The sequence below is a fragment of the Vreelandella sp. V005 genome (assembly GCF_052645115.1).
Genome location: NZ_JBQXYA010000001.1, coordinates 1,002,148 through 1,027,180, shown reverse-complemented (window position 1 = coordinate 1,027,180; position 25,033 = coordinate 1,002,148). Strand labels below are relative to the sequence as shown.

21 protein-coding genes are annotated in these 25,033 nt (G+C 56.0%); 20 read left to right on the top strand and 1 reads right to left on the bottom strand.

The genetic code is table 11. The features are described 5' to 3' along the window. The first annotated feature begins 12 nt into the window (after window positions 1–12). From uppS to tilS, 14 genes are all read left to right on the top strand, one after another. Entirely contained in the window at window positions 13–801 is a 789-nt protein-coding gene (uppS, locus tag ACUN8H_RS04705) for a polyprenyl diphosphate synthase (protein ID WP_445530985.1), read from the top strand. Beyond that, window positions 794–1,624: a phosphatidate cytidylyltransferase gene (locus ACUN8H_RS04700; protein ID WP_445530984.1), complete on the top strand. Its 831-nt coding sequence runs from the start codon at window positions 794–796 to the stop codon at window positions 1,622–1,624. Before uppS ends, ACUN8H_RS04700 begins: the two co-directional genes overlap by 8 nt. Continuing rightward, on the top strand, window positions 1,621–2,838 hold the full coding sequence (gene ispC, locus ACUN8H_RS04695; RefSeq protein WP_445530983.1) for a 1-deoxy-D-xylulose-5-phosphate reductoisomerase: 1,218 nt from the start codon (window positions 1,621–1,623) through the stop codon (window positions 2,836–2,838). Before ACUN8H_RS04700 ends, ispC begins: the two co-directional genes overlap by 4 nt. Before the next feature lie 47 nt (window positions 2,839–2,885). After that, window positions 2,886–4,244, top strand: a complete 1,359-nt coding sequence (gene rseP, locus ACUN8H_RS04690) for an RIP metalloprotease RseP (protein ID WP_445530982.1) — start codon at window positions 2,886–2,888, stop codon at window positions 4,242–4,244. Between the two features lie 100 nt (window positions 4,245–4,344). Next, entirely contained in the window at window positions 4,345–6,696 is a 2,352-nt protein-coding gene (gene bamA, locus ACUN8H_RS04685) for an outer membrane protein assembly factor BamA (RefSeq protein WP_445530981.1), read from the top strand. A 59-nt stretch (window positions 6,697–6,755) separates the two neighbouring features. Continuing rightward, window positions 6,756–7,256: an OmpH family outer membrane protein gene (locus ACUN8H_RS04680; protein ID WP_445530980.1), complete on the top strand. Its 501-nt coding sequence runs from the start codon at window positions 6,756–6,758 to the stop codon at window positions 7,254–7,256. Window positions 7,257–7,309: 53 nt separating this feature from the next. Beyond that, window positions 7,310–8,347 carry a UDP-3-O-(3-hydroxymyristoyl)glucosamine N-acyltransferase gene (gene lpxD / locus ACUN8H_RS04675; RefSeq protein WP_445530979.1) on the top strand — a complete coding sequence of 346 codons (1,038 nt, stop codon included), beginning with the start codon at window positions 7,310–7,312 and terminating at the stop codon, window positions 8,345–8,347. Window positions 8,348–8,502: 155 nt separating this feature from the next. After that, a complete protein-coding gene (gene fabZ, locus ACUN8H_RS04670; RefSeq protein ID WP_008959868.1) occupies window positions 8,503–8,946 on the top strand; it encodes a 3-hydroxyacyl-ACP dehydratase FabZ in 444 nt (147 codons plus the stop codon). Further along, window positions 8,943–9,710 carry an acyl-ACP--UDP-N-acetylglucosamine O-acyltransferase gene (lpxA, locus tag ACUN8H_RS04665; protein ID WP_445530978.1) on the top strand — a complete coding sequence of 256 codons (768 nt, stop codon included), beginning with the start codon at window positions 8,943–8,945 and terminating at the stop codon, window positions 9,708–9,710. The genes fabZ and lpxA overlap by 4 nt, the downstream gene beginning before the upstream one ends. A gap of 31 nt (window positions 9,711–9,741) precedes the next feature. Beyond that, entirely contained in the window at window positions 9,742–10,914 is a 1,173-nt protein-coding gene (gene lpxB / locus ACUN8H_RS04660; RefSeq protein WP_445531081.1) for a lipid-A-disaccharide synthase, read from the top strand. Next, on the top strand, window positions 10,904–11,536 hold the full coding sequence (gene rnhB / locus ACUN8H_RS04655) for a ribonuclease HII (protein ID WP_445530977.1): 633 nt from the start codon (window positions 10,904–10,906) through the stop codon (window positions 11,534–11,536). Before lpxB ends, rnhB begins: the two co-directional genes overlap by 11 nt. A gap of 37 nt (window positions 11,537–11,573) precedes the next feature. Then, window positions 11,574–15,089: a DNA polymerase III subunit alpha gene (dnaE, locus tag ACUN8H_RS04650; protein ID WP_445530976.1), complete on the top strand. Its 3,516-nt coding sequence runs from the start codon at window positions 11,574–11,576 to the stop codon at window positions 15,087–15,089. 130 nt (window positions 15,090–15,219) lie between these two features. After that, window positions 15,220–16,176, top strand: a complete 957-nt coding sequence (accA, locus tag ACUN8H_RS04645) for an acetyl-CoA carboxylase carboxyl transferase subunit alpha (RefSeq protein WP_290695881.1) — start codon at window positions 15,220–15,222, stop codon at window positions 16,174–16,176. Continuing rightward, entirely contained in the window at window positions 16,157–17,479 is a 1,323-nt protein-coding gene (tilS, locus tag ACUN8H_RS04640; protein ID WP_445530975.1) for a tRNA lysidine(34) synthetase TilS, read from the top strand. The genes accA and tilS overlap by 20 nt, the downstream gene beginning before the upstream one ends. On the opposite strand, the gene ppx is transcribed toward tilS, so the two are convergent. Next, complete coding sequence (gene ppx / locus ACUN8H_RS04635; RefSeq protein ID WP_445530974.1) at window positions 17,460–18,995, bottom strand: exopolyphosphatase; 1,536 nt, start codon at window positions 18,993–18,995, stop codon at window positions 17,460–17,462. The two genes, tilS and ppx, sit on opposite strands and share 20 nt — an antisense overlap. Window positions 18,996–19,516: 521 nt before the next feature. On the opposite strand from ppx, the gene rho reads away from it, so the two are divergent. The 6 genes from rho to ACUN8H_RS04605 all read left to right on the top strand — a co-directional run bounded on the left by rho (window position 19,517) and on the right by ACUN8H_RS04605 (window position 24,960). Continuing rightward, window positions 19,517–20,776 carry a transcription termination factor Rho gene (rho, locus tag ACUN8H_RS04630; RefSeq protein ID WP_007111700.1) on the top strand — a complete coding sequence of 420 codons (1,260 nt, stop codon included), beginning with the start codon at window positions 19,517–19,519 and terminating at the stop codon, window positions 20,774–20,776. A gap of 108 nt (window positions 20,777–20,884) precedes the next feature. Further along, window positions 20,885–22,375 carry a 4-hydroxy-3-polyprenylbenzoate decarboxylase gene (gene ubiD, locus ACUN8H_RS04625; RefSeq protein ID WP_445530973.1) on the top strand — a complete coding sequence of 497 codons (1,491 nt, stop codon included), beginning with the start codon at window positions 20,885–20,887 and terminating at the stop codon, window positions 22,373–22,375. 41 nt (window positions 22,376–22,416) lie between these two features. Further along, window positions 22,417–23,157, top strand: a complete 741-nt coding sequence (locus tag ACUN8H_RS04620) for an FAD-binding oxidoreductase (RefSeq protein WP_445530972.1) — start codon at window positions 22,417–22,419, stop codon at window positions 23,155–23,157. Window positions 23,158–23,212: 55 nt separating this feature from the next. Next, on the top strand, window positions 23,213–23,341 hold the full coding sequence (locus ACUN8H_RS04615; protein ID WP_445530971.1) for a hypothetical protein: 129 nt from the start codon (window positions 23,213–23,215) through the stop codon (window positions 23,339–23,341). 90 nt (window positions 23,342–23,431) lie between these two features. Continuing rightward, a complete protein-coding gene (locus ACUN8H_RS04610; RefSeq protein ID WP_445530970.1) occupies window positions 23,432–23,563 on the top strand; it encodes a hypothetical protein in 132 nt (43 codons plus the stop codon). Window positions 23,564–23,871: 308 nt separating this feature from the next. Then, window positions 23,872–24,960, top strand: coding sequence for a 3-deoxy-7-phosphoheptulonate synthase (locus ACUN8H_RS04605; RefSeq protein WP_445530969.1), 1,089 nt, complete (start codon window positions 23,872–23,874; stop codon window positions 24,958–24,960). The last annotated feature ends 73 nt before the right edge of the window (window positions 24,961–25,033 follow it).

The following is a 25,033-nucleotide window of genomic DNA, read 5'->3' as shown; positions in this document are numbered from 1 at the left end:
GGGCAAGAATCCATGACGCCACCGCAGCTTCCTGAAGGACAGCAGGATCAAGCCTGTGCACCTTCTCAGGCCGGGGAGGCGCCGCCGTCTCACGTTGCTATCATTATGGATGGCAACAATCGCTGGGCGCGCGCGCGCGGGCTTTCAGGCGTCCGTGGGCACCGAGCAGGGGTGGAAACGGTACGTGCCGTCATTCAGCGCGCCGCAGAACGCGAGGTGAAAACACTCAGCCTGTTCGCGTTCTCTAGTGAAAACTGGAAGCGCCCAGCGGCGGAAGTTAACGCGTTGATGGAGCTGTTTTTGATGGCGCTAAAGCGTGAAGTCAAAAAACTCAATGAACGTAATGTTCGTCTTTCCATTATTGGCGAACAGCGCGGCTTTTCTCATGCTATCCAGAAGCACATTCAGCGTGCTGAAGCACTGACGGCGCACAATACGGGCATGCACCTGGTGATTGCTGCTAACTATGGTGGCCAATGGGACATCGCCCGCGCGGCACGTACATTAGCCGAGCAGGTGGCAAAGGGAGAGATAATACCTTCAGATATCGACGAGTCGCGCTTTGATACCGCGATGGGAGTCGCCGATATACCGCAGGTAGATCTGTGTATTCGCACCAGTGGCGAGCAGCGGCTCTCGAATTTTATGCTTTGGCAGCTGGCTTATGCCGAGTTGCACTTTTCACCCCTGCTATGGCCTGATTTTGGTGCGGATGCGTTTGATGCCGCACTAAACGACTTTTGCCATCGCCGTCGTCGCTTTGGCATGACGGACGAACAAATAGAGGCGCAAGGTGCTTAAACAGCGGATTATCACTGCAGCTTGGCTAGCGCCGCTGGTGTTAGCTGGCCTGTTTGGATTAGAGGGAGGTGCCTTTGCGCTGTTTACGGCGCTGATTGTGCTTCTTGGCACCTGGGAGTGGGCCAATTTAGCTGGCGTCACCCGCGCCGCGCAGCGTGCTCAGTGGGTGGCCGTAATGGCCGCATTGATGCTGGTAATGTGGCTGGCGGGTGCCGCAACGTCGGCATGGCCGCTATGGGTGGCTGCTGCTGGGTGGTTAATCAATTTTTACTGGGTGATTCGCTATCCAGCAGCAGGTTATCAGTGGCAAGCCACTACGCGGCGACTAGCGATGGGGTTGTGGGTGTTGTTGCCTTGCTGGGTCGGCTTTAACGTACTGCGTGAGAGCGGTATGGCTTGGCTGCTGTTCGTGCTGCTGCTTGTCTGGTGCGCCGATATTGGTGCCTACTTTGTAGGGCGCAACTGGGGGAAGCGTAAACTGGCACCTCGCGTCAGCCCTGGTAAATCATGGGAGGGTGTTTACGGCGGCTTAGCGACAACAGCGCTTCTCGCCATCGTATTTGCCGTATGGCTATCACTGGATATGGCCGGGAGTCTCACGCTCATGCTGGTGACGGCAATCGTTACCTTGACCTCTGTGCTTGGGGATCTGCTTGAAAGCATGCTCAAGCGCCACCGTAATATCAAAGATTCAAGCCAGCTGCTGCCAGGCCACGGCGGGGTGTTGGATCGCATCGATAGCCTGACGGCGGCAATTCCGCTGTTTGCACTGTTTTACCTTGAAGTGCTGGTGCCTGTTCTGGCTCAGGGGCAGCCGCTATGAGCCAACACTGGCATCAGCAAGCGAGTTCGTCCAAGCAGCGCGTAACGGTGCTAGGTTCAACCGGCTCTATCGGCACCAGCACGCTGGATGTGATTGGCCGCCACCCCAACCGTTATAGCGTCTATGCGCTGACTGCGCATACCTCCAAAGAGTCCCTGTTAGCGCAATGTTTAGCGCATCGGCCTGAGGTCGCCGTGCTTGACGGTGAAGTCGACGCCGCTTGGCTACGCCAAGAGCTCAAACGTTCTGGCCAGCAAACTGAGGTCCATTCAGGTCCTGACGCGCTGTGCGAGGTTGCCCGAGATGCTAGCGTTGATTGCGTGATGGCGGCCATCGTGGGGGCTGCCGGTTTATTGCCTGCACTGGCGGCCGCTGAAGCAGGCAAACGCATTCTGTTGGCCAATAAAGAAGCGCTGGTGATGAGCGGCGCACTGTTTATGGACGCTGTTTCGCGTTCAGGCGCAACGCTATTACCGATTGATTCCGAACATAATGCCATTTACCAGTGTCTACCTGCTGAACATCGCGGCGGCTTGGCGCGCCACGGCATTAGCCAACTGATGCTTACCGCTTCCGGGGGGCCATTTCGGACCTGGGGGCAGACCGAGATCGACAAAGTCACACCCGAGCAGGCCTGCGCCCACCCTAACTGGTCCATGGGGCGTAAGATCTCCGTGGACAGTGCCACGTTGATGAACAAAGGGTTAGAGCTCATTGAGGCCTGCTGGCTTTTTGATGCCACGCCTGAACAGATTCAGGTGGTGGTGCACCCGCAAAGTGTGATTCATTCCATGGCGGCGTATCATGATGGCTCGGTGATTGCGCAGTTGGGTAATCCTGATATGCGAACGCCTATTGCCTATGGTTTAGCGTGGCCTGAACGAATCGATGCGGGTGTCGAGACGCTGGATCTCTTTCAGGTGGCGCGGCTAGATTTTGAAGCCCCCGATGAAGTCCGTTTCCCGTGTTTGGGACTTGCCCGTGACGCGATGCAGCAGGGCGGGATGGCACCGGTGGTATTGAACGCGGCCAATGAAGTCGCCGTCGATGCCTTTTTACACCGCAAACTCGGCTTTACAGCCATTGGGCAATTGGTCGCCGAGGTTTTATCGTGCCCCTATGAAGGCCAAGTTGATAGTCTAGAGAGCGTTTTAGCCACCGACCAATGGGCACGGCAGCAGGCATTAGCGTTAGTCACAAGGTGGTCCGCTTAAGCATTCGCTGAGCTGGTCGTTAAGCGCGGGGCGTTAAGGAGTGCAGTGTGGGCCTGATACAGAATATTTTAGCGGTCATTGTAGTGCTGGGCCTGCTTGTCACTTTTCATGAGTTTGGCCACTTTTGGATGGCCAGGCGTTGTGGCGTCAAAGTGCTGCGTTTTTCGGTAGGTTTTGGCAAGCCGCTATGGTCACGGGTAGACCGTCAAGGTACTGAATATGCCATAGCCGCCATACCGTTGGGTGGCTATGTCAAAATGCTCGATGAGCGTGAAGCGCCGGTACCAGAAGAGCAACTCGACCAAGCGTTTAATCGCAAGACAGTGTGGCAGCGCATTGCTATTGTGGCAGCCGGACCAATTGCCAATTTCTTACTGGCGATTGTGGCTTACTGGGCACTGTTTGTCGCAGGAACCACGGTGGTTTCGCCCATGGTGGGCAGTGTGGCGTCTGGCTCTCCGGCTGCTGAGGCAGGGCTTTCCAATGGCGTTGAAATCGTTGCCATTCAGGGCGATGAAGTGCGCTCTTGGGAAGATATAAATCTAAAGCTAGTGTCGATTATTGGCTTCAGTGGTGAGTTGGATGTCGACGCACGCTCTGAGGGCGCCACTGACACCCAGCGCTTTTTATTACCGGTGACTGATTATTTGGTGCGCCAAGATCCGCCCCAGCCGCTGCAAACACTGGGGATTACTCCTTGGCAGCCTGAGTTCCCGGCAGTGTTAGGCCAGGTGGTCAGCGGAGAAGCAGCGGAACAAGCAGGCCTCATGGCGGGCGATACCATGGTCGCAATTGACGGCGAGCCTGTGGATGATTGGATGCACTTCGTCAATATCGTGCGAGGTAGTGCTGGCGAAACGCTGCGACTCACCTACGAACGTGATGACGAGCAGAAAACCGTTAATTTAACGCCCGGGCGTAATAGTCTAGAAACAGGCGTTGAGATTGGTTATATCGGTGCGGGTGCCGAGCAAGTCGAGTGGCCGGCTGCGTTTCAGCGTGAAATCCGTTACGGGCCTGTTGAGGCGGTAGGTCAGGCATTATCGCGTACCGGAGAAATGACGCTATTAACCGTCGATGCCATACGGAAAATGCTAGTAGGGCTCATTTCGCCTTCCAATCTGTCGGGACCGATCACCATCGCGCAGGTCTCTGGCGATTCAGCGCGAGCAGGGATGGAAGCGTTTATTGGTTTTCTAGCGTATCTTTCTATCAGCCTTGGGGTGCTTAACTTACTGCCTATCCCGGTGCTCGATGGTGGCCATTTGCTTTATTATTTTATGGAGGTCGTGCGTGGACGACCAGTCTCTGAGAAAACCCAAGCTGTAGGATTGCGCATTGGGCTTGCCATGGTCGGCACCCTAATGTTGATGGCTCTCTATTTTGATCTGATGCGCCTGTGGTAATGACGCGTGTAGCGTGCGGATGGCCTTGTCATCTGCCTGCACAAATGTATATGGTGCCTTTCTGGAATGATAGGCAGACCAACGCGAGCGAATTGACTGCATGAAAATCAAGACCCTTGGAATGGCGGCACTCTTGCTGGCAGGCGCCAGCGGCGCCCAAGCACAATCCTTTGATGTTTCAGACATTCGAGTGGAAGGACTGCAGCGGGTATCCGCCGCCTCGGTCTTCAATGCATTTCCGGTGAGCGCCAACGAGCGCGTCAGCGAAGCGCAGTTGGCTGCCGCTGCCCGTGACTTGTTTGCTACCGGATTATTTGATGATGTCTCTCTGGCACGTGAGGGGGATGTGCTGGTTATTCAAGTGGTTGAGCGTCCAACCATTGCACGGCTAGATATTAGCGGCAATGACCAGATATCCGAAGAGGATCTGCGCAATGGTTTGCGTGAGTCGGGGCTGTCGGAAGGACAAGTGCTTGAGCTCTCAACCCTGGAGGAGATTCAGCGCGAACTGGAAGGTGTTTACCAGTCTCAGGGCCGCTACAGTGCAAGCATCGACACCGAAGTCGAAGAAGTTGATGAAGGCCGGGTCCAGGTCAATATCAATATCAACGAAGGCGAAGTCGCCAAGATCCGGCAAATTAATATTGTCGGTAACGAAGCCTTTGACGACGAAACGCTGCGTGAAGTGTTCGAACTGAATGACCGCCCTGGACGCATTTTCGGCTGGTTCTCTAGCGACGAGTACTCCCGTGAAGCGCTATCCGGCGACATTGAACGACTGCGTTCGTTTTACTTGGATCGTGGCTATGTCAATTTCGATGTCACCTCAACACAGGTGTCGATTGGGCCGGAAAAATCTGAAATCTTTATCACTTTAAACGTGGATGAAGGTACGCAATATCGTGTTGGTAATATTCGTTTCGCGGGCGATCTACAGATCAGCGAAAACGAAGCTCGCCAACTGCTGACCGTTGAAGAGGGTGAGATTTTTTCCCGCGGCGATGTCAATACGTCTACGGAAGCGCTACGCCAGCGTTTAGGTGCTGAAGGTTTCGCTTTTGCTGACATTCAGGGCGTTCCTGAAATGTCAGACGACGGGGAAACGGTGGACCTGGTCATTGCCGTCAATCCTGGTGAGCGAGCCTATGTACGTCGTATCGAGTTCTACGGTAATACCACCACTCAGGATGAAGTGTTGCGGCGTGAAATGACACAATTGGAGGGCGCGCCTGCCTCCACTGAGGCCATTACGCAATCGCGTCAGCGACTGGAACGCCTGGGCTTCTTTAGCCAAGTGGAAGTGGATACCCAGCCGGTGCCTGGTGAGCCAGATTTGTTGGACGTGACCTATAACGTCGAAGAGCAGCCTTCCGGCTCTGTCTCTGCAAGCGTGGGTTTCTCTCAGAGTGCTGGTGTTATTTACGGCGTAGGCCTATCGCAGAATAACTTCCTCGGTACGGGTAATCGCGTCAACGTGGGTGCGCAGCGCAGTGATACGTTTACCAGCGTTAACTTTGGCTTTACCGACCCGTACTGGACGTTGGATGGCATTTCTCGCGGCTACAATCTGTTCTACCGCGAAACTGACTATGCCGACTCGGACATTTCGACATTCTCGACGGATGCTTATGGGGCCGGTATCAACTTCGGTTACCCTGTTAGCGAGCTGTCGCGGCTTAACTTCGGCGCCAGCGTTGAAGACCTCACGGTAAAAACCTATTTCGATACGGCTTCGGAAATTCGTCGTTACGTCCAGGACGAGGGTGAAGATGCGCAAAGCCTGAAGCTGACCGCCAGTTGGACACGTAACAACCTCAACCGCGGCATTATGCCAACGGATGGTAGCTATCAACGTCTGTCTCTAGAGACGGGAGTGCCAGGCAGCGATGCGGAGTACTACAAGCTGCGCGCGCGCGCTCAACAGCTGTTTCCGATTAATAATGATGAAACCTGGGCGTTCAAATTTACCGGCAATGTCGGCTATGCCGATACGCTGGGCGGCAACGAACCCTTCCCCTTCTATGAAAACTTTTACGCAGGCGGCCTTGGCTCAGTGCGCGGTTTCACCTCGAATACGCTTGGTCAGCGCACAACACCTGCAACCGAAGGCGGTCGTGATCGCACCCTAGGTGGTAATGTTTCCATCGAAGGCAGCGCCGAAATTATTTTCCCGATGCCCTTTATTGAAGATCAGCGTGCGCTACAAACCTCGCTGTTTTTGGATGGCGGCAACACTTTCCTGAGTTCGTGCTACGACGTGCTTGCAGAAGATGCTGCCCGTCAGCAGTGTAACTCCGGTGTTGATCTTGGTGATCTACGCTACAGCGCTGGTATTGGCCTCTCTTGGCTGACGCCGGTGGGCCCGCTGACCTTTAGCGTCGCCGAGCCATTGAACGATGAGAGCGGGGACGATACTCAGTTCTTCCAGTTCTCATTGGGACAAACGTTCTAATTTTGCTAGACCGCGTGCCATGGCGGCGCGCGGCTGGCGTGACCTAAGGAGTTAACACAATGCGTAAGCTGACAGCAGTTGTATGCCTGTTGGGCGCGATGATTTTGCCTGCCCACGCTGCGGAAGTTGCCGTATTGGACTGGCGTGCGGCGCTGATGAATACTCAGTCTGCACAAGCATCAATGAGCACCCTGGAAGGGCAGATTGGCAATCAGCAGCGTGAAGCGCAGAATCTAGGCAATGAACTGCAACAGCTGCAGCAGCGTCTTCAGAACGAAGGCGAAACCATGGCACAGTCCCAGCGCGAGTCGCTGATCAGCGAATTGCAGCAAAAGGGCAGTCGCTTCGAACAGCTTCGTCAAGAAGTCATGCAGGCTCAGCAACGCTCTGAACAGCAGTTTTTAGAAAATGCTGAACCGAAGTTGGAGCAGGCAGTTGCGCAGGTACTTGAACGTCACGGTATTGATGTACTGGTCGAACCCCAGGGTGTGCTCCACTCCGGTGTGGATTTGCCCAATGTGACCGACGAAGTCACACAGATTTTTGATACCCTGAACTAAATTTAAATGCTACTTGGTGTGGCCCGTCCACACCAATGCTTCCTTGGGCTCTCATGACGCACGCTTCTCATCACCTCACTCTTGCAGACATTGCGCGACAGCTGGGCATTTCCGTTAGCGGCAATGCCCAGCAGCCGATACGTGGTTTGGCGACGCTAAAAGAAGCGCAGCCTGATCAAGTGGCCTTTTTAGCGAATCGCGCTTATCTGAAAGATTTAGCGACCACCAAGGCAGCGGCGGTGCTCCTGCACCCTGAGCATGGCAAACACTGTCCGGTACCGCGTCTTGAGATAGAGAATCCCTATTTAGGTTACGCCAAGCTTTCTCAGCTGTTCGATCCGTTGCCCGCCCGCGACATCGTGGGCATACACCCAACCGCGGTCGTGGCGGACAATGCGCAAATCGGTGCCGATGTGTCCATTCAGGCACATGCAGTGATCGAGTCCGGCGTCGTTCTGGGTGACCGAGTTGTCATTGGTGCTGGTAGCGTGGTCGGAGCTGACAGCATTATCGGCGCAGAAACGCGCTTGCACGCCAATGTCACGCTTTGCCATGGTGTGGTGGTGGGTAAACGCGGCATCTTACAAAGCGGTTGTGTCATCGGTGGCGACGGGTTTGGTTTTGCCCACGATGGCGCAGGCTGGCATAAGATTGCCCAGTTGGGTGGCGTTGTCCTGGGAGATGACGTTGAGGTCGGCAGTTGTTCGAGCATCGACCGTGGTGCGCTGGGTGATACGGTGATTGGCAATGACGTCAAAATCGATAGTCAGGTGCAAATTGCTCATAACGTGACCATTGGCGATCATAGCGCCTTAGCTGGCTGTGTGGGAATCGCGGGCTCTACCAAGGTAGGTAAACACTGTATGCTAGGGGGTGGCGTGGGTCTCTCAGGGCACCTGACCATCTGCGACGGTGTTCAAGTGACGGGGATGAGTTTAGTCACGAACTCAATCCATGAACCAGGGGTCTACTCCTCTGGTACTGGCGCCATGGCCAACACCCAATGGCGTAAAAACGCAGTTCGATTTAAACAGCTTGATGACATCGCTAAACGTCTAGCGAGGCTGGAAAAAAAACAGCGCAATGAGTAAGCGCTTTGGGTCGTCGCTGTGCGTTTTACCACTGCTGGCTTGAGGCTAAGTAGCAGTGGGGTATAATTCTCAGCCTTTTAATCAGCAGGCGTGCTGATATTTGCCTGAAGCTCTTCATGAGTTCCAGGTTTTTTGTCATTTTAGAGGTCGCTACGATGGTTATGGATATTAATGAAATTCGCGAGTACTTGCCCCACCGTTACCCCTTTTTGTTGGTGGATCGAGTAACGCAATTAACCACCGGCGAATCCATCGTGGCGTATAAAAACGTCAGCATCAACGAACCGTTTTTTAACGGTCATTTTCCCCATCACCCGATTATGCCCGGTGTCTTAGTATTAGAAGCACTGGCTCAAGTATGTGGCATTCTGGGTTTTAAAACGGTCAACAAACTACCTGCCGATGGTTACGTTTATTATCTGGTCGGCAGTGATAACGTGCGCTTCAAGCGCCCGGTAATGCCGGGTGACAAGCTCACGCTCGAAGCTGACGTTATCAAAGGCAAGCGGGGTATTTGGAAGTTCGCATGCCGAGCCACGGTGGATGGCGAATTGGCTTGCGAAGCAGAAATTATTTGTGCCGAGAGGAAGGTGGCTTGATACATCCTACTGCACTTGTCGACCCGACGGCGCGTCTTGCTGACGATGTTGAGGTAGGCCCTTTTAGCATCATCGGCCCCGACGTCACTATTGGCGCTGGTTCGGTGATTGGTCCGCATGTGGTGGTGAAAGGGCCCACCACACTGGGCGAGCGTACGCGTATTTTTCAATTCGCCTCGGTAGGGGAAGACTGCCAGGATAAGAAATACGCAGGCGAACCAACGTGGTTGGTAATGGGCGACGATAACGTGATTCGAGAAGGCGCTACGCTGCATCGTGGCACGGTACAGGATCGCAGTGAAACGAAGATTGGTTCTCGCAACCTATTCATGGCTTATGTCCATGTAGGTCACGACTGCGTCATTGGTAGTGACTGCATTTTGGCCAACCAGGTCACCCTCGCTGGCCATGTGACCATTGGCGATCATGTCATTTTGGGCGGTCTCGCAGCGGTTCACCAGTTCTGCCATTTTGGTGATCATGCCATGGCCGGTGGCGGCTCGATCATCACCAAAGACACGCCTGCGTATATCATGATCAACGGCAACCCAGCCGAAGCGCGAGGCTTGAATCTGGTAGGACTGAAGCGACGTGGTTTCAGCCGTGAAGCGATAAGTGCACTAACGGCCGCCTACAAGATGGTCTATCGCCAAGGGCTGACCACCGAACAGGCGCTCGCTGAAATGCGCAGCCGCTTTGAATTACCCGAAATCGAGCATTTCGCTGCCTCCATTGAGCGCTCGACCCGCGGTATCACCCGCTAATTTATGCTAAGCCGTCTGTGATTATGCAATGATGACCCTGCAACGTGTCTACCTCGTGGCTGGGGAACTCTCCGGCGATATCCTAGGCGCTGGACTGATGCGCGAGCTTAAAGCGCGCCACCCTGGCGTCGAGTTTCGTGGCATTGGCGGGCCTCGTATGCAGGCGGAAGGCATGGAGAGCCGTTTCCCCTTAGAGACCCTCGCGGTAATGGGCCTGGTTGAAGTACTTAAACACCTCCCCGAACTGATCCGTGTGCGACGTACCCTGAAAGCCGAAGCCTTGGCCTGGCAGCCGGATATTATGCTCGGCATTGATGCGCCTGACTTCAATTTAGGCTTGGAGCGACAGCTTCGCGAAGCGGGCATTACCACCGCTCATTACGTGAGTCCTTCGGTATGGGCGTGGCGCCAGGGGCGGGTGAAAGGCATCGCCAAATCGGTAGACGGCATGCTGACACTGCTGCCCTTTGAGGCCGCCTTCTATCGTGAACACCGTGTCCCCGTCGCCTTTGTGGGCCATCCCCTGGCCGACGAAATGCCGCTGGAGAATGATCGTGCTGCCACCCGGCAAGCGCTGGAACTGTCGCCAGATAGTCAGGTATTAGCGCTGTTGCCCGGCTCGCGAGCCAATGAAATTCGTTTTTTGGGGGACACTTTTCTTAAGGCCGCCGAACAGCTCTGCCAGCGTCATCCTGCGCTTAAGGTAGTGATTCCCGCGGCCACCGCTGACCGCCGCTATGAAATTAGCGCGCTGCTGACTAATTACCCTGTGCTTGCGGAGCGCACGACACTGCTGGATGGTCAGGCCCGTGAGGCCATGGTAGCGAGTGATGTGGTATTGCTGGCCTCAGGCACTGCCGCACTGGAAGCCATGCTGTGTCACCGCACCATGCTGGTGGCCTACAAAATGGCTCCCGCCACTCACTGGTTGGCTAAACGAATGGTGAAAACTCAATGGGTGTCGCTGCCCAATTTGATTGCCCAGGAAACGCTGGTGCCGGAACTGATTCAAGACGCCGCCTCGCCGGAGGCGATTGCTGACCAGCTCAGTGGCATGCTGGCAGATGAGGCAAGCCGCCATGGGTTGGAAACACGCTTTGCCGAGATGCACGCGACACTCCAGCGCAACGCTAGTCGGCGCGCCGCCGAGGCGATCAGCCAGCTAGCAGCAGGTCAGCCACTGGAGATTGTTGATGGCAATTGAGCATTGGTTGATTGAGCACAAGGATTTTCAATCGCTAGAAATTACTTACAGTGGTGAGCGTCTGGCAGGGGTGGATGAAGTAGGACGCGGGCCGCTGATCGGCAGCGTGGTGGCCGCAGCGGTCATTTTAGATCCTGCTCAGCCGATTGAAGGTCTCACCGACTCCAAAAAACTGACTGCCAGTAGGCGTGAAGCGTTGGATAGCCAAATTCGCGAGCGGGCATTAGCCTTTGCCGTGGCAGAAGCCAGCGCTGCCGAAGTGGATTCACTGAATATTTATCACGCCACCCACTTGGCCATGCGTCGAGCGATTGATGCACTGGCACCGGCGGCGGAATACCTACTTGTCGATGGCAACAAATTACCTGGCCATCTGCTGCCTGGGCAGGCCGTGGTAAAAGGCGATGCGCGTCACGCGGCCATCGCCGCCGCATCCATTCTGGCCAAGGTCGCCCGGGATGCCCAGATGGTCGCCTTGGATGAGTGCTATCCTGAGTATGGTTTCGCGCGCCATAAAGGCTACCCGACCAAAGAGCACCTGACGGCGCTTGCAGCTCACGGGCCACTGGCCGAACATCGTCGTAGCTTTGCGCCGGTGCAGCGCCAGTTGGCGCTGCTTTAACGTATTTCTTCTTTATCTAGCGTTTTCTGAGAGTCCCATGACGGTCCCGTTCGTTCATTTACGTTTGCACAGTGAATACTCCCTGGTCGATGGCCTGGTTAAGCTCAAATCGCTGGTCAGCACGACTGCTGAGCGGGCGATGCCAGCGCTGGCCTTGACCGATGAAACCAACCTGTTTGGTCTGGTCAAGTTTTACAAAGCCGCCCAGGGTGCGGGTTTAAAGCCGATCATTGGCAGCGATTTATGGCTGCAGAACCCTCACGACGAGTCGCACCCTTACCGGCTAACGCTGCTGGCTATGAACGATATTGGCTATCGCAACCTGACCGAGCTGATCTCGAAGGGCTGGACCCATGGCCAGCGTCAGGGCCGTGCCATTCTCGATAAACAGTGGGTGCTGGAACAGAGCGAAGGGTTGATTGCGCTGTCTGGTGCACGAGAGGGCGAGATTGGCCGTCATCTGCTCTCTGATCATGAGCGTGAGGCGCGGCAACTGCTTGAAGAGTGGCAGGTCGCGTTCCCTGATCGTTTTTATTTAGAGCTGGTGCGCACTGGGCGCCCGCTAGAAGAGACTTGTATTCACGCCAGCGTCCAACTGGCGATTGAAACCGGCACGCCGGTAGTGGCCACCAACGACGTACGCTTTTTAGAGCGCGAAGATTTTTGGGCGCACGAAACTCGCGTTGCCATCGGTGAAGGCAAGGCGCTGGACGATCCACGCCGTGAGCGCCGCTACACCGAAGAGCAGTACCTAAAAAGCCCCGACGAGATGGCGGCGCTGTTTGCCGACATCCCCGAAGCGCTGGAAAACAGCGTGATGATCGCCGAGCGCTGCAGCGTGGACGTGCGGCTGGGTGAGATTTTTCTACCCGAGTTCGAGATCCCTGAGGGCATGACCCAGGATGAGTTTTTCCGCAAGGTGTCACACGACGGCCTAACGGATCGCCTCGACTTTCTCTTTCCCGCCGAGCGCTATCCCCGTGAAAGCGATGAGTATAAAGCGATTGACCAGCGCTACCGTGACCGGCTGGAGTTTGAGCTCAACGTTATTATCCAGATGGGTTTCCCCGGCTATTTCCTGATCGTGATGGACTTTATCCAGTGGGCCAAGGACAACAGCGTCCCGGTAGGCCCCGGACGTGGTTCCGGTGCCGGTTCGCTGGTGGCTTACGCGCAAAAGATTACCGACCTGGATCCGATCGGCTACGACCTGCTGTTTGAGCGCTTTTTGAATCCGGAACGTGTCTCCATGCCCGACTTCGACGTCGACTTCTGCATGGAAAAACGCGACAAGGTGATCGAGTACGTGGCCGAGCGCTACGGGCGCAACGCGGTTTCTCAGATTGTCACCTTTGGCACCATGGCGGCCAAGGCCGTAGTGCGAGACGTCGCCCGAGCCCAGGGCCGCCCCTATTCGCTGGGGGATAAGCTATCCAAGCTGATCCCCTTTGAAGTGGGCATGACCCTGGCCAAGGCCATCGAGCAGGAACCGGCGCTCAAAGAGTTCATCGGCAACGATGAAGAGGCCGAAGAGATCTGGGAAATGGCGCTCAAGCTCGAGGGCACCACGCGGGGCACCGGTAAGCACGCTGGTGGCGTAGTAATTGCACCTACCAAACTGACCGATTTTTCACCGCTGCTCTGCGATGAAGATGGCGCCGGTTTAGTCGTTCAGTTTGATAAAAACGATATTGAAGAGGCCGGGCTGGTCAAGTTTGACTTCCTGGGCCTGCGAACGCTGACGATTATCGACTGGGCGCTGGAAATGGTCGATAAGGTGCGCAGCGTCAATAGCCAGGGGCCACTCAATATCGACAGCATCCCGCTGGACGACGCGCCGACCTTTGAGATGCTCAAGCGCGCCGAAACCACCGCGGTGTTCCAGCTAGAATCCCGCGGCATGAAAGAGCTGATCAAGCGCCTGCTGCCTGACTCGTTAGACGATATGATCGCCCTGGTGGCGCTGTTTCGCCCCGGCCCCCTGCAGTCGGGCATGGTTGACGACTTCATCAACCGTAAGCACGGTCGGGCAGAAGTCTCTTACCCACACCCGGATTACCAGCACGAGCTGTTGAAACCGGTGTTGGCGCCCACCTACGGCATCATCCTCTACCAAGAGCAGGTCATGCAGATCGCTCAGGTGATGGCGGGCTACAGCCTCGGCCAGGCCGATATGCTGCGCCGGGCCATGGGTAAGAAAAAGCCCGAAGAGATGGCCAAACAGCGCGATGGCTTTATGGAAGGCTGCGCCGCCAACGGTATCGATAAAGATCTGGCCGGTAACATCTTTGATCTGGTAGAGAAATTCGCCGGTTACGGCTTCAACAAGTCACACTCGGCCGCCTACGCCTTAGTTTCCTACCAAACCGCGTGGCTCAAAGCCCACTATCCGGGGCCCTTTATGGCCGCCGTTATGTCCACGGAAATGGACAACCTGGATAAAGTGGTACCGCTGATTGAGGAGTGTCGCAACCTTCGGCTCACCGTGACGCCGCCGAACGTTAACGTGGGCGGCTATAAATTTACCGTCGATACCGATGCGCGGGTGGTTTACGGCCTGGGCGCCATTCGGGGGGTGGGCGAAGGACCCATTGGCGCCATTGTCGAAGCGCGCGAGGCCGATGGTCCGTTTAAGGATATCTTCGACTTCTGTCGTCGTATCGATTCCAAGCGGATGAATAAACGCACCCTGGAAGCGCTGATTCGCTCCGGTGCGCTGGATACGATAGGTCCCAATCGCGCGGTGCTGTTTGCCGCCATGGAAGACGCGCTAAAAGCAGCAGCACAGAACCATGCCAACCAGAATCTAGGCATGCTCGATATGTTTGGCGATGCCTTTAGCAACGATGCAGAGGCCGGTGAAGGCGACAGCAACGTTTACGTCGAATATATCAATGCCCGCGAGTGGACCGATCGCGAACGGCTCTCTGGAGAGAAAGATACCCTGGGTCTTTACCTCACAGGACACCCGATCGACGAGTACGAGCGGGAGTTAAAACGTTTTGTCTCCACGCGGATCAGCGATTTAAAGCCTTCTCGTGACCCACAGCGGGTTGCTGGATTAGTGGTCGGCGTGCGCACCATGAAGTCCAAACGTGGTGATACCATGGCGTTTATCACCCTGGATGACCGCACTGGACGTATAGAAGCGTCGCTGTTTGGGGAGCTTTTTGAGCAGTTGCGCGGTCAGATTGAGGCCGATCAAGTGTTGATCGTGGAGGGCGAGGTTTCCAGCGATGAATTCTCTGGCGGTTTGCGTCTGCGCGGCAAGGATGTCACGCCGATGGTGACGGCGCGCATACGCTACGGTCAGGCAGTGGAGCTCGCCCTGGATGCGGGGCAGATCAATGGGCGTTTGATCGAGACGCTGCGCGACAGTTTAACGCCCTATCGTGATGAGGAAGGCTTGCCGGTGAGGCTGCAGTACCGTCACCCAGCGGCAGTGGCTTGGCTGGAGCTCGCCGACGAGTGGAAAGTAGCGCCCAGCGATGATTTATTGCTGGCGCTTAGGGATGTTCAGGGCCAGGCGGGTGTTCAGTTACGTTATCGTTAAAGTACCGTAAGGTAGGCACTCAACTTGCGTAGCAAGGTCAGGGTGCGATAATGCTCATTATTCTCTCATTGCTTATCAATAATTACTTTGATCAGGCTTGTTTTTTACAAGCAGCTTATAGGCAGCGCCGATGAATCCTAACTATCTCGATTTTGAACAGCCCATTGCCGAACTACAGGCAAAAATTGAGGAGCTGCGTTTAGTCAGCTCCGATAGCCAAGTCAACCTTTCCGACGAGATCTCTCGGCTGGAAGAGAAAAGTCGCAAGCTGACGGAATCGATCTTCAAGGATTTGACTCCCTGGCAGGTTTCCCAACTATCCCGGCACCCCCAGCGCCCTTATACGCTTGACTATCTAGAGCACGTCTTTACCGATTTCGACGAGCTGCATGGCGATCGTAATTTCGCCGATGATGCCGCGCTAGTCGGTGGCATCGCGCGCTTGAACGACTCGCCGGTGATGGTGATTGGCCATCAAAAAGGCCGCGATGTAAAAGAGAAAGTTCGCCGCAACTTCGGTATGCCCCGCCCTGAGGGCTACCGTAAAGCGTGCCGCCTGATGGAAATGGCCGAGCGCTTCAAAATGCCGATTCTGACGTTTATCGATACCCCTGGTGCTTACCCCGGCATTGATGCGGAAGAGCGCGGTCAATCTGAGGCTATCGCCTACAATCTAGCCGTTATGTCGCGGCTGAAAACACCGATTATCTCCACGGTGGTGGGCGAAGGTGGCTCCGGTGGCGCGTTGGCCATTGGCGTCTGCGATGAGCTGCAGATGCTGCAGTACTCCACCTACTCGGTGATCTCGCCGGAAGGCTGCGCCTCGATTCTATGGAAGAGCGCCACCAAGGCTTCTGATGCTGCACAGGCCATGGGGATTACCGCTGAGCGTCTAAAAGAACTGGGCTTTGTCGATTCGTTGATCAAAGAGCCGCTCGGTGGGTCTCACCGTCACCCGCTCACCACTGCCGAACGCGTCAAAGAGGCGCTCACGGCGAGTCTGGAGCGCTTGCAGGCGATGGATACTGACGCGCTATTAGAGCGCCGTTATAAGCGCTTGATGAGCTATGGCGCCTCAGCCGCTTAATACGCTTGAAGGCTTGCTCAACGACGCCCTGGCGGAAACCCCGTCGGGGCGCTCTATTTGGGTGGCACTTTCGGGCGGTTTGGACTCGTGCCTAATGTTAACGCTGGCCGCCGGGGTCTGCGAGCGAGCTGACCGTCGCCTGCGGGCCATTCATGTCAACCATGGCTTACAGGTGGCAGCATCAAGATTTGAAGCCCACTGCCGGACGCTGTGTGAACGCATCAATGTGCCGTTATCCGTCGTCGAGGTGGCAGTGGACACCCACGGCGACGGTATTGAGGGCGCGGCGCGCAATGCTCGCTACGAGGCCTTTTTTGCCACGCTACCCGCGGGCGATACGCTTTGGCTCGCCCAGCACCAGAACGATCAAGCCGAAACCTTTCTGCTGGCGGCCCTGCGCGGCAGCGGCATACGTGGTCTGGCGGGTATGCCGTACCGGCGTGATACCCAGGGCATCACGCTGCTGCGGCCGTGGCTAACCCAGGGTCGGGAAACGCTTGAAACCGTTGCGCGGTCACTGGCTCTCGCCTGGTGCGAAGACCCCACCAATCGTGATGTTGAGCTTGATCGCAATCGCCTACGCCACCGGGTGCTACCGGCGCTGCGTGAGCGTTGGCCAGCGGCAGAAACGGCGCTGGCAAGTAGCGCCCAACACGCCAGTGAAGCCGACACCTTGCTGTATGAATATGCCCAGCAAGAGCTACAAACGCTGCTAGGTGACAGCCATTCCCTCATGATTAACGCCCTGCGGTCACGCTCTCGCCCCCGGCAACGACTGCTGGTGCGCACGCTCTGCCAACAGCAGAGCTTGCCAACGCCTCCCCAAAAACGTTTGGAGAGCCTGTTGGATCAGCTACACGCCAAACCCGATGCCGCCGTATGCGTCGAATGGCCGGGCGCTCAGGCGCGCCTGTGGCGCCAGCGGCTCTATCTGATGGCGGCTCTTGAGCCGCTACCGGCGTGGGAAGTCAGTTGGGATGGTCAAGCGCCCCTGGAAACGCCCATCGGGCCGCTGGGCTGGCAAGTGTCCACGTTAAAAGCGCCATCCCAGCCGTTCTCTCAACCGCTCAGGGTCACCTGGCGTCAGGGGGGGGAGGTCATTCGCTTGGCTGGGCGTGGTAGGCGCGATGTGAAGCGACTGCTGCAGGAGGCGGAAGTGCCGCCCTGGGAGCGTGAACGGCTGGTGGTGATCATGCAGGAATCAGCGTGTCTGGGAGCGATTGATCCCGCCGGCAAGCTGCTTTGGCAAGCCGAGGGGGTCGCCTTTACGCGTCTGACTTTGTCTACTGAATTAAAAGCTTGAACCCGGCGGCTTCCATGAAAGCCTGCTCTTGCTCCAAGTCGGTGCTCAGTAGTGTGGGTTCATCGCTTTCCGGAAGTGTGATGATCAAGCTATCGCTGTCGGCGCTTATCGCTGGCAGCGGGGGGGCGTTTTCAGGCCGCGAATGGTTGAGCAGTACGGCTAAACGCAGCAGCCTGGCAAGCTTCTGAGTCACGGCCTGCTGCGCGTCAGGCAGTGCCTGCCACTCTTTCAAGGGGAACTTGCGACGATGAGCCCGCACCAAAAAAGCTAATTGTCGCTGTTCAGGGCGTGAAAAACCAGCGAGATCGGAGTGCTCCAGCAGGTACGCACCGTGGCGATGAAACTGGCTATGAGAAATGGCTAAGCCGATTTCATGCACGTGGCTGGCCCACTGCAAATAGCGCCCTTGATCAAGGTTTAGTGACCACGCATGGCGTACCCGTTGAAACAGTCGCTCGGCAGTGTCGGCAACGTTAAGCCCCTGGCGGTTATCAACATCGTAAGTGCGCTGTAGTGACTCCAGGCTTTTCGAGCGCGAATCTTCGGCGGTATTACGCCCGGCCATGTCGTAGAGAACGCCTTCACGCAGCGCGCCGTCGGCGAAGCGCATCTGGGTTAAGTCAAAGGCTTCAAAAATCGCCCCAAGAATGGCGATCCCCGCTGGGAAGACTTTGGCGCGGTCGGCCTTGAGGCCTTCCAGCTCGACTTTGTCCAGCTGTTTGCACTTGAGTAGGCGCTCGCGCAATTTCTTCAATCCGTCACGGGTGATAACACCTTCATGAGGCGTATCGCCATAGGCGTGCAGTATGCTGGCGGCGGCCTTGATCGTGCCGCTTGAGCCGACCGGGTCGTCCCAGCCCAGACGTTGATAAGGGCGTTGAATATTGGCCAATTCCGAAAGGGCGGCCAGCTCGGCGCGGCGCATGCGTTTTTCGTTCAATTCACCGTCGGGAAAGAAGCGCCGGGAAAAGGTAACGCAGCCCATGCGCAGGCTTTCCAGTGCCTTGGGCTCAAAGGCTTCACCGATGATAAATTCGGTCGAGCCGCCGCCAATGTCGACTATCAGGCGTCGGCCGTTTTCAGCCAGCGCGTGAGCGGCGCCGAGATAGATCAGGCGCGCTTCCTCGCGGCCGGCAATAATTTCGATGGCATGGCCAAGTTGGGCCTCTGCGCGCTCAATAAATGCCTGGCTATTGCGTGCGTCACGAAGCGCGTTAGTACCTACAACGCGCAGGTTGGCATTGGTAATATCGCTTAAAAAGGGCGCGAAGCGGCCTAGGCAGTCCAACGCGCGCTGCATAGCAGCTTCACTCAGCATGCCGTCATCGTCTAGGCCCGCGGCGAGCTGCACTTTTTCACCTAAACGAGCCACCACCTGAAGTCGTTCATGCTGGTAGTTGGCCACCAGTAGGTGAAAGCTGTTAGAACCCAGGTCAATGGCGGCTAAGCGCTGTGGCGCACCGTTGTCTGCCTCAGTGGCAGGGGTGTCAATGGGGAGCAAAATGTCCTTGGGCATGAGCTTTCCTTCGTGTTGGCTGTGCCAAGGTTGCGGTGACCTCCATCTATTGTCAATTGCAAAGCTTGCGTTTGTCGCAGCGCTTGACTACCATCGAACAACTGGCTTGATCTGACCTAGTTAATTAGCGTGTCCATAAGCACTGCGCTGTTAAGGTTAATGATTTAGATTGATTAGATAAATCACCTTGCACGCGTCGTTCAAGTACGGCACCTTGGTCACCCCAGACGTTATTTACTGTTTATGCTGTTAGCGTCAGCCAGAATTCCAAGTCGTCAGATAGCCCACTGGTTTAACCACTCTCCTGTGGTAACCAGAGTAGACAAGTGTTAGCACCCTCGAGTTGAGTCTTAATAACAACTAGCAGCAGCGTTGTTAGCTAAGTCCAACGCCGTTCCTTTCATCTTCGAGCTCGTGCCTTTACCGGGGTCTGAACGCATCACACGGCGTCACTTTCACGCCTCCTGTCTTACTCCCGGCGCCTGGCGCCCAGCTTCCATGAGCAACTTTCTAACACACCGATGAATCTCACTGAACTCAAGCAAAAAACCGTTCCCGAGCTCCTCGATATCGCCCGTGAAATGGGTATTGATAACTTGGCCCGTTCGCGCAAGCAGGACATCATTTTCGCCATCCTCAAGAAACACGCCAAAAGTGGTGAGGATATCTATGGCGACGGTGTGCTGGAAATTCTCCAGGATGGCTTTGGCTTCCTGCGTAGCGCTGATAGCTCCTATCTCGCCGGTCCCGACGATATCTACATATCGCCTTCACAGATCCGCCGTTTCAATCTGCGTAAGGGTGACTCCATTTCCGGCAAAATCCGTCCGCCGAAGGAGGGTGAGCGCTATTTCGCCCTGCTGAAAGTCAGTCAAATCAACTTTGACCGTCCGGAAAATGCCAAGCACAAGATTCTGTTTGAGAACTTAACGCCACTGTTCCCAGACGATCGTATGCGTATGGAGATCGGTAACGGCTCCACGGAAGACCTAACCGCGCGGATCATCGATCTAACCGCGCCGATCGGTAAAGGCCAACGTGGTTTGCTGGTATCGCCGCCCAAGGCGGGTAAAACGCTGATGTTGCAGAACATCGCTACCTCCATCACGCGCAACAACCCAGAGTGCCATCTGATCGTACTGCTGATCGATGAACGCCCTGAGGAAGTGACCGAAATGTCACGCACCGTGCGTGGTGAAGTGGTGGCGTCGACCTTCGATGAGCCGCCTGCGCGTCACGTGCAAGTGGCCGAAATGGTCATCGAGAAAGCCAAGCGTTTGGTTGAACACAAGAAAGACGTGGTCATCCTGCTCGACTCGATTACTCGCTTAGCGCGTGCTTACAACACTGTGGTACCCAGTTCTGGCAAAGTGCTCACCGGTGGTGTCGATGCCCACGCCCTTGAGAAGCCGAAACGTTTCTTTGGCGCGGCGCGTAATATCGAAGAGGGCGGCAGCCTGACGATTATCGCCACGGCGCTGGTAGATACTGGCTCCAAGATGGACGAAGTCATCTTCGAAGAGTTCAAGGGTACCGGTAATATGGAAGCCCACCTGGACCGCAAACTGGCCGAGCGTCGCGTCTTCCCAGCAATCAATATCCGTCGTAGTGGCACACGTCGCGAAGACCTGCTGGCCTCTGAGGATGAAATGCAGCGTATGTGGATTCTGCGTAAGCTGCTCAACCCGATGGAAGATACCGCCGCTACGGAATTCCTGATTGACCGTCTGAAAGATACCAAGACCAATCTTGAGTTCTTTGAAGCGATGAAGCGCCGCTAGCTGGTCTTAGAAAGAGCGCCGCTAGCTTGTTGAGGGAATAAGCGCCGCTAGCTTGTAGTCAAAAAGAGCGCCGCTAAAGCGGCGTATTCGCCAGCCAGGGAGCGTGCCTTGAAGTACAAAGACTTGCGTGAGTTCATCGCGGCGCTTGAAGCCCAAGGTGAACTCAAACGTATCCACGTCGAAGTCGATCCTTACCTGGAAATCACCGAAATTTGCGACCGCACGCTGCGTGCCGGTGGCCCGGCGTTACTGTTTGAAAACGTCAAAGGCCACGACATGCCGCTGTTGGGGAATTTATTTGGCACCCCCAAACGGGTCGCGCTAGGGATGGGGCAGGATTCGGTAGAGGCGCTAAGAGAAGTGGGTAAGCTATTGGCGTTTCTTAAAGAGCCTGATCCGCCCAAGGGCTTGAAAGATGCTTGGGACAAGCTGCCGATCTTCAAGCAAGTGCTCAGTATGGGGCCCAAAAACGTCAAGCATGCGCCGGTACAAGAGGTGGTGTATGAAGACGATGAGGTCGATCTTGGTCTGCTGCCGATTCAGCATTGCTGGCCGGGCGATGCAGGGCCTCTGGTGACCTGGCCACTGGTGATTACCAAAGGGCCGCTCAAGAAGCGCCAAAATCTAGGGATTTACCGACAGCAGAAAATCGGCAAAAACCGTCTAATCATGCGCTGGCTTTCCCATCGTGGCGGCGCCTTGGATTTTCTCGAGTTCCAGAAAGCCCACCCAGGCGAGCCTTTTCCGGTGGCCGTGGCGCTGGGTGCCGACCCTGCGACCATTTTAGGTGCGGTTACGCCCGTGCCGGATTCGCTTTCAGAATATGCCTTTGCAGGCCTGCTGCGTGGTTCGCGTACGGAACTTGTAAAGTGCGGCCATGCGGATCTTGATGTGCCTGCGTCGAGCGAGATTATCCTCGAAGGCTTTATCTATCCGGATGACATGGCGGCGGAAGGCCCCTTTGGTGATCACACCGGTTACTACAATGAGGTCGACCACTTCCCGGTGTTTACCGTCACGCGAATGACCATGCGCCGTGATGCGATTTACCACTCGACCTATACCGGGCGTCCGCCGGACGAACCGGCCATTCTCGGCGTGGCCCTGAACGAAGTGTTCGTGCCCATTCTGTGCAAACAGTTTCCCGAAATTGTCGACTTCTACCTGCCGCCGGAAGGCTGTTCCTACCGCATGGCGGTCGTCACCATGAAGAAGCAGTATCCCGGCCACGCCAAGCGCGTAATGATGGGGGTATGGAGTTTCCTTCGCCAGTTTATGTACACCAAGTTCGTGATCGTGCTGGATGATGACGTGGACGCGCGTAACTGGGAAGACGTGATTTGGGCGATCACTACCCGTATGGATCCCGCACGCGACACCGTGATGGTTGAGAATACACCCATCGATTATCTCGATTTCGCCTCACCGGTCTCAGGGCTCGGCTCCAAAATGGGGCTTGATGCCACCAACAAATGGCCAGGCGAAACCGATCGCGAGTGGGGTACTCCCATCGTGATGGACGAAACCGTCAAAGCGCGGGTGGATGAACGCTGGGAAGCGTTAGGCATTGGCCTTGAGCTGCCGCCCGCTCGCCTTTAAATGCGCTGTACCGCTGACCGAATTTGTTAAAAGAGGCTTTCATGAGTGCAAGGACGTTGACTTGCCAAGTCACCGAGGTTGAAAACTTAAACCCCGATGTGTTTGGCGTAACGCTAGCCGGGCGCGCCGAAGCCATGCAGCATGCCCCGGGGCAGTATTTAGAGCTGAAGTTAGACGATACGACGTGGGTGCCGTTTTCCATCGCCAGCGCTGAACGGGGCGATGGCATCATTGAATTGCATATCCAACACTGGCCGGAGCGAGATAACTCCGCGCGGCTACGTGAGCTGCTGCAGGTGGCCAACCAACTGACGTTGCGCCTGCCGGGAGGCGAGTGCGTACTGGACCGTCAAAGCGAGCGGCCACTGATGTTGATAGCGGCGGGCACAGGTTTCTCCCAGATGAAAGCGATCATCGAAGCGGTGCTTCATGAGCAGCCGACGCGTGAAATTTCGCTATGGTGGGCCGCACGCGAACACCGCGATCTCTATTTAGAGCAGTTGGCCAGCCAGTGGGCGCAAACCCACGTCAACGTCGCGTTTCATGCTGTGACCGAGCTGCCACTGGAAGAGCCATTGGCCGCCGGAGAGAGCATCCATCATCATCTGGGGCGCATCGATCAAGTGTTGCAAGCTGCCGAGATTACCCCAGATACTCATGATGTGTATTTATCAGGCTCTCCAGGCATGGTCTACGCCTGTCTGGATGTGCTCGACGCTAAGGGTGTGCCGCTTGAGCGCGTGTTCTCGGATGTGTTTGCCTACGCCCCGCGAACTACTTAATATGACCTCATATTTTTGAATTCACTGATATAGCGTTGATAAAAAGGAGGCTAACATGGCCCATCACGACGAAGATTTTAAAGACGACTCGGGTTTTCTCGCCATTTTCCTAGGCGTGGTTGTGCTCGTTAGCATAACGGCACTGCCGGCGACGATTGGTTGGTTGCAAGCTTTTAGCGGTTGAGTGTTGCCATTTACAACGCTTGCAGGCAGGATAAAACCACAACGCCATTGCGGTAGCCCAATAGGCTATTTATTACTAACGGAAGCAACCATGCAGTCATTCATCTCCACACACAGCGTTAAGCAACAGCCAGAGATGGCTGGTGGCGTGCGTGTGGTCATGAATCGTGCGGCTTCTTATTGGTATTGGTTTAGCCACGGTGTGCCCCTGGCCGACGCCTAACGTCGCGCCACCAGGCACACCACTCGGTTGCCTGCCGCAAGCACAGAAGCCCCGGTCGGTAACCCCGCCGGGGCTTTTGGCGTTTTGGATCTCTGCTATTGACGGGGTTGGTCAATTTTCATCGTTTTTACATCAAGGAGCAGCATCATGATTTATCGTGCACTGACGAACGCTTTCGCAACTGGCTATGTGGGCTATGGCTATGGTTGGCGATTTAGCGACGCGCGGTCGGTGCTAGCTGCCACCTCCGACCGCGTTTGCCTGGGTGGTCACTTAGTCAAACGATGTAAGATTTCGGAGAGTTAATTATGAATGCGCCCATCAGCACTGTTGTCAATCACCCGATCACTAGCACGGCCCAGGTCGCTATGCGAAGCGCCTTTAAAACCACGGCCAAAAGGCTGCCCACCCCTGCCGAACTCCGTCAGCACCTACCTCTAAATGGCGCTTTAAGTGAGCAAATTGAGCGCCAGCGCCATGCCGTCCAGCAAATTTTAAATGGGTACGATGACCGTTTGCTGGTGGTCGTGGGCCCTTGCTCGGTGCATGACCCAGACGCCGCGCTTGAGTACGCCGACCGCTTGGCGGCACTCAGTGAAGAAGTGAGTGGGCAGCTATTACCCGTTATGCGTGTCTATATTGAAAAACCACGCACCACCGTGGGCTGGAAGGGGCTGGCCTATGACCCAGACTTAGATGGTAGTGGCGATATGCCCCGTGGTTTGACATTGTCCAGGGAGCTAATGCACGCCGTGGCCGCGCGTGGTCTGCCGGTGGCTACCGAACTGTTACAGCCGATGCTGGCACCTTACCTGGATGACTTGCTGAGCTGGGTCGCGATTGGCGCGCGCACCACCGAATCCCAGCTGCATCGCGAGCTGGCCAGCGACCTTAGCGCTGCCGTCGGCTTTAAAAATGCTACCAGTGGCGATATTCAAGTGGCCATTGATGCCATGCAGGCCGCAGTCCACCCCCACCAGCGTTTCGCCGTCGATCCTCAAGGCTTCCCGATCGTCCAGCAGTCCGAAGGCAATCCCCATACCCATGTGGTGCTGCGCGGGGGGCACGGTGAGCCCAACTACCAGGCCAAGCACGTGAGAGCGGCGACCACTGCGCTGCGTAACGCAGGCCAAAACCCGCGACTGATGGTGGACTGCAGCCACGCCAACGCGCGTAAGGATCATCGCCGTCAGAGTGAAGTGATGCTGGATGTGTTGGCGCAGCGTCAGGCGGGTGATGCCAACCTAGTAGCGCTGATGTTGGAAAGCCATCTATTTGAAGGCAAGCAGCCGCTCAAGCCAGGCGCTATGCGCTACGGTGTGTCGGTGACCGATGCCTGCGTAGGCTGGGAGACGACCGAGCACTTACTTAAAACCGCCGCGGAGCGTTTGAGTTAAGCCTCGCTAACACTAGTACTTGTTTGCCCTGGCCAGCCCCGTATCATAAGAAACTTATTTTGATGATGAGGCT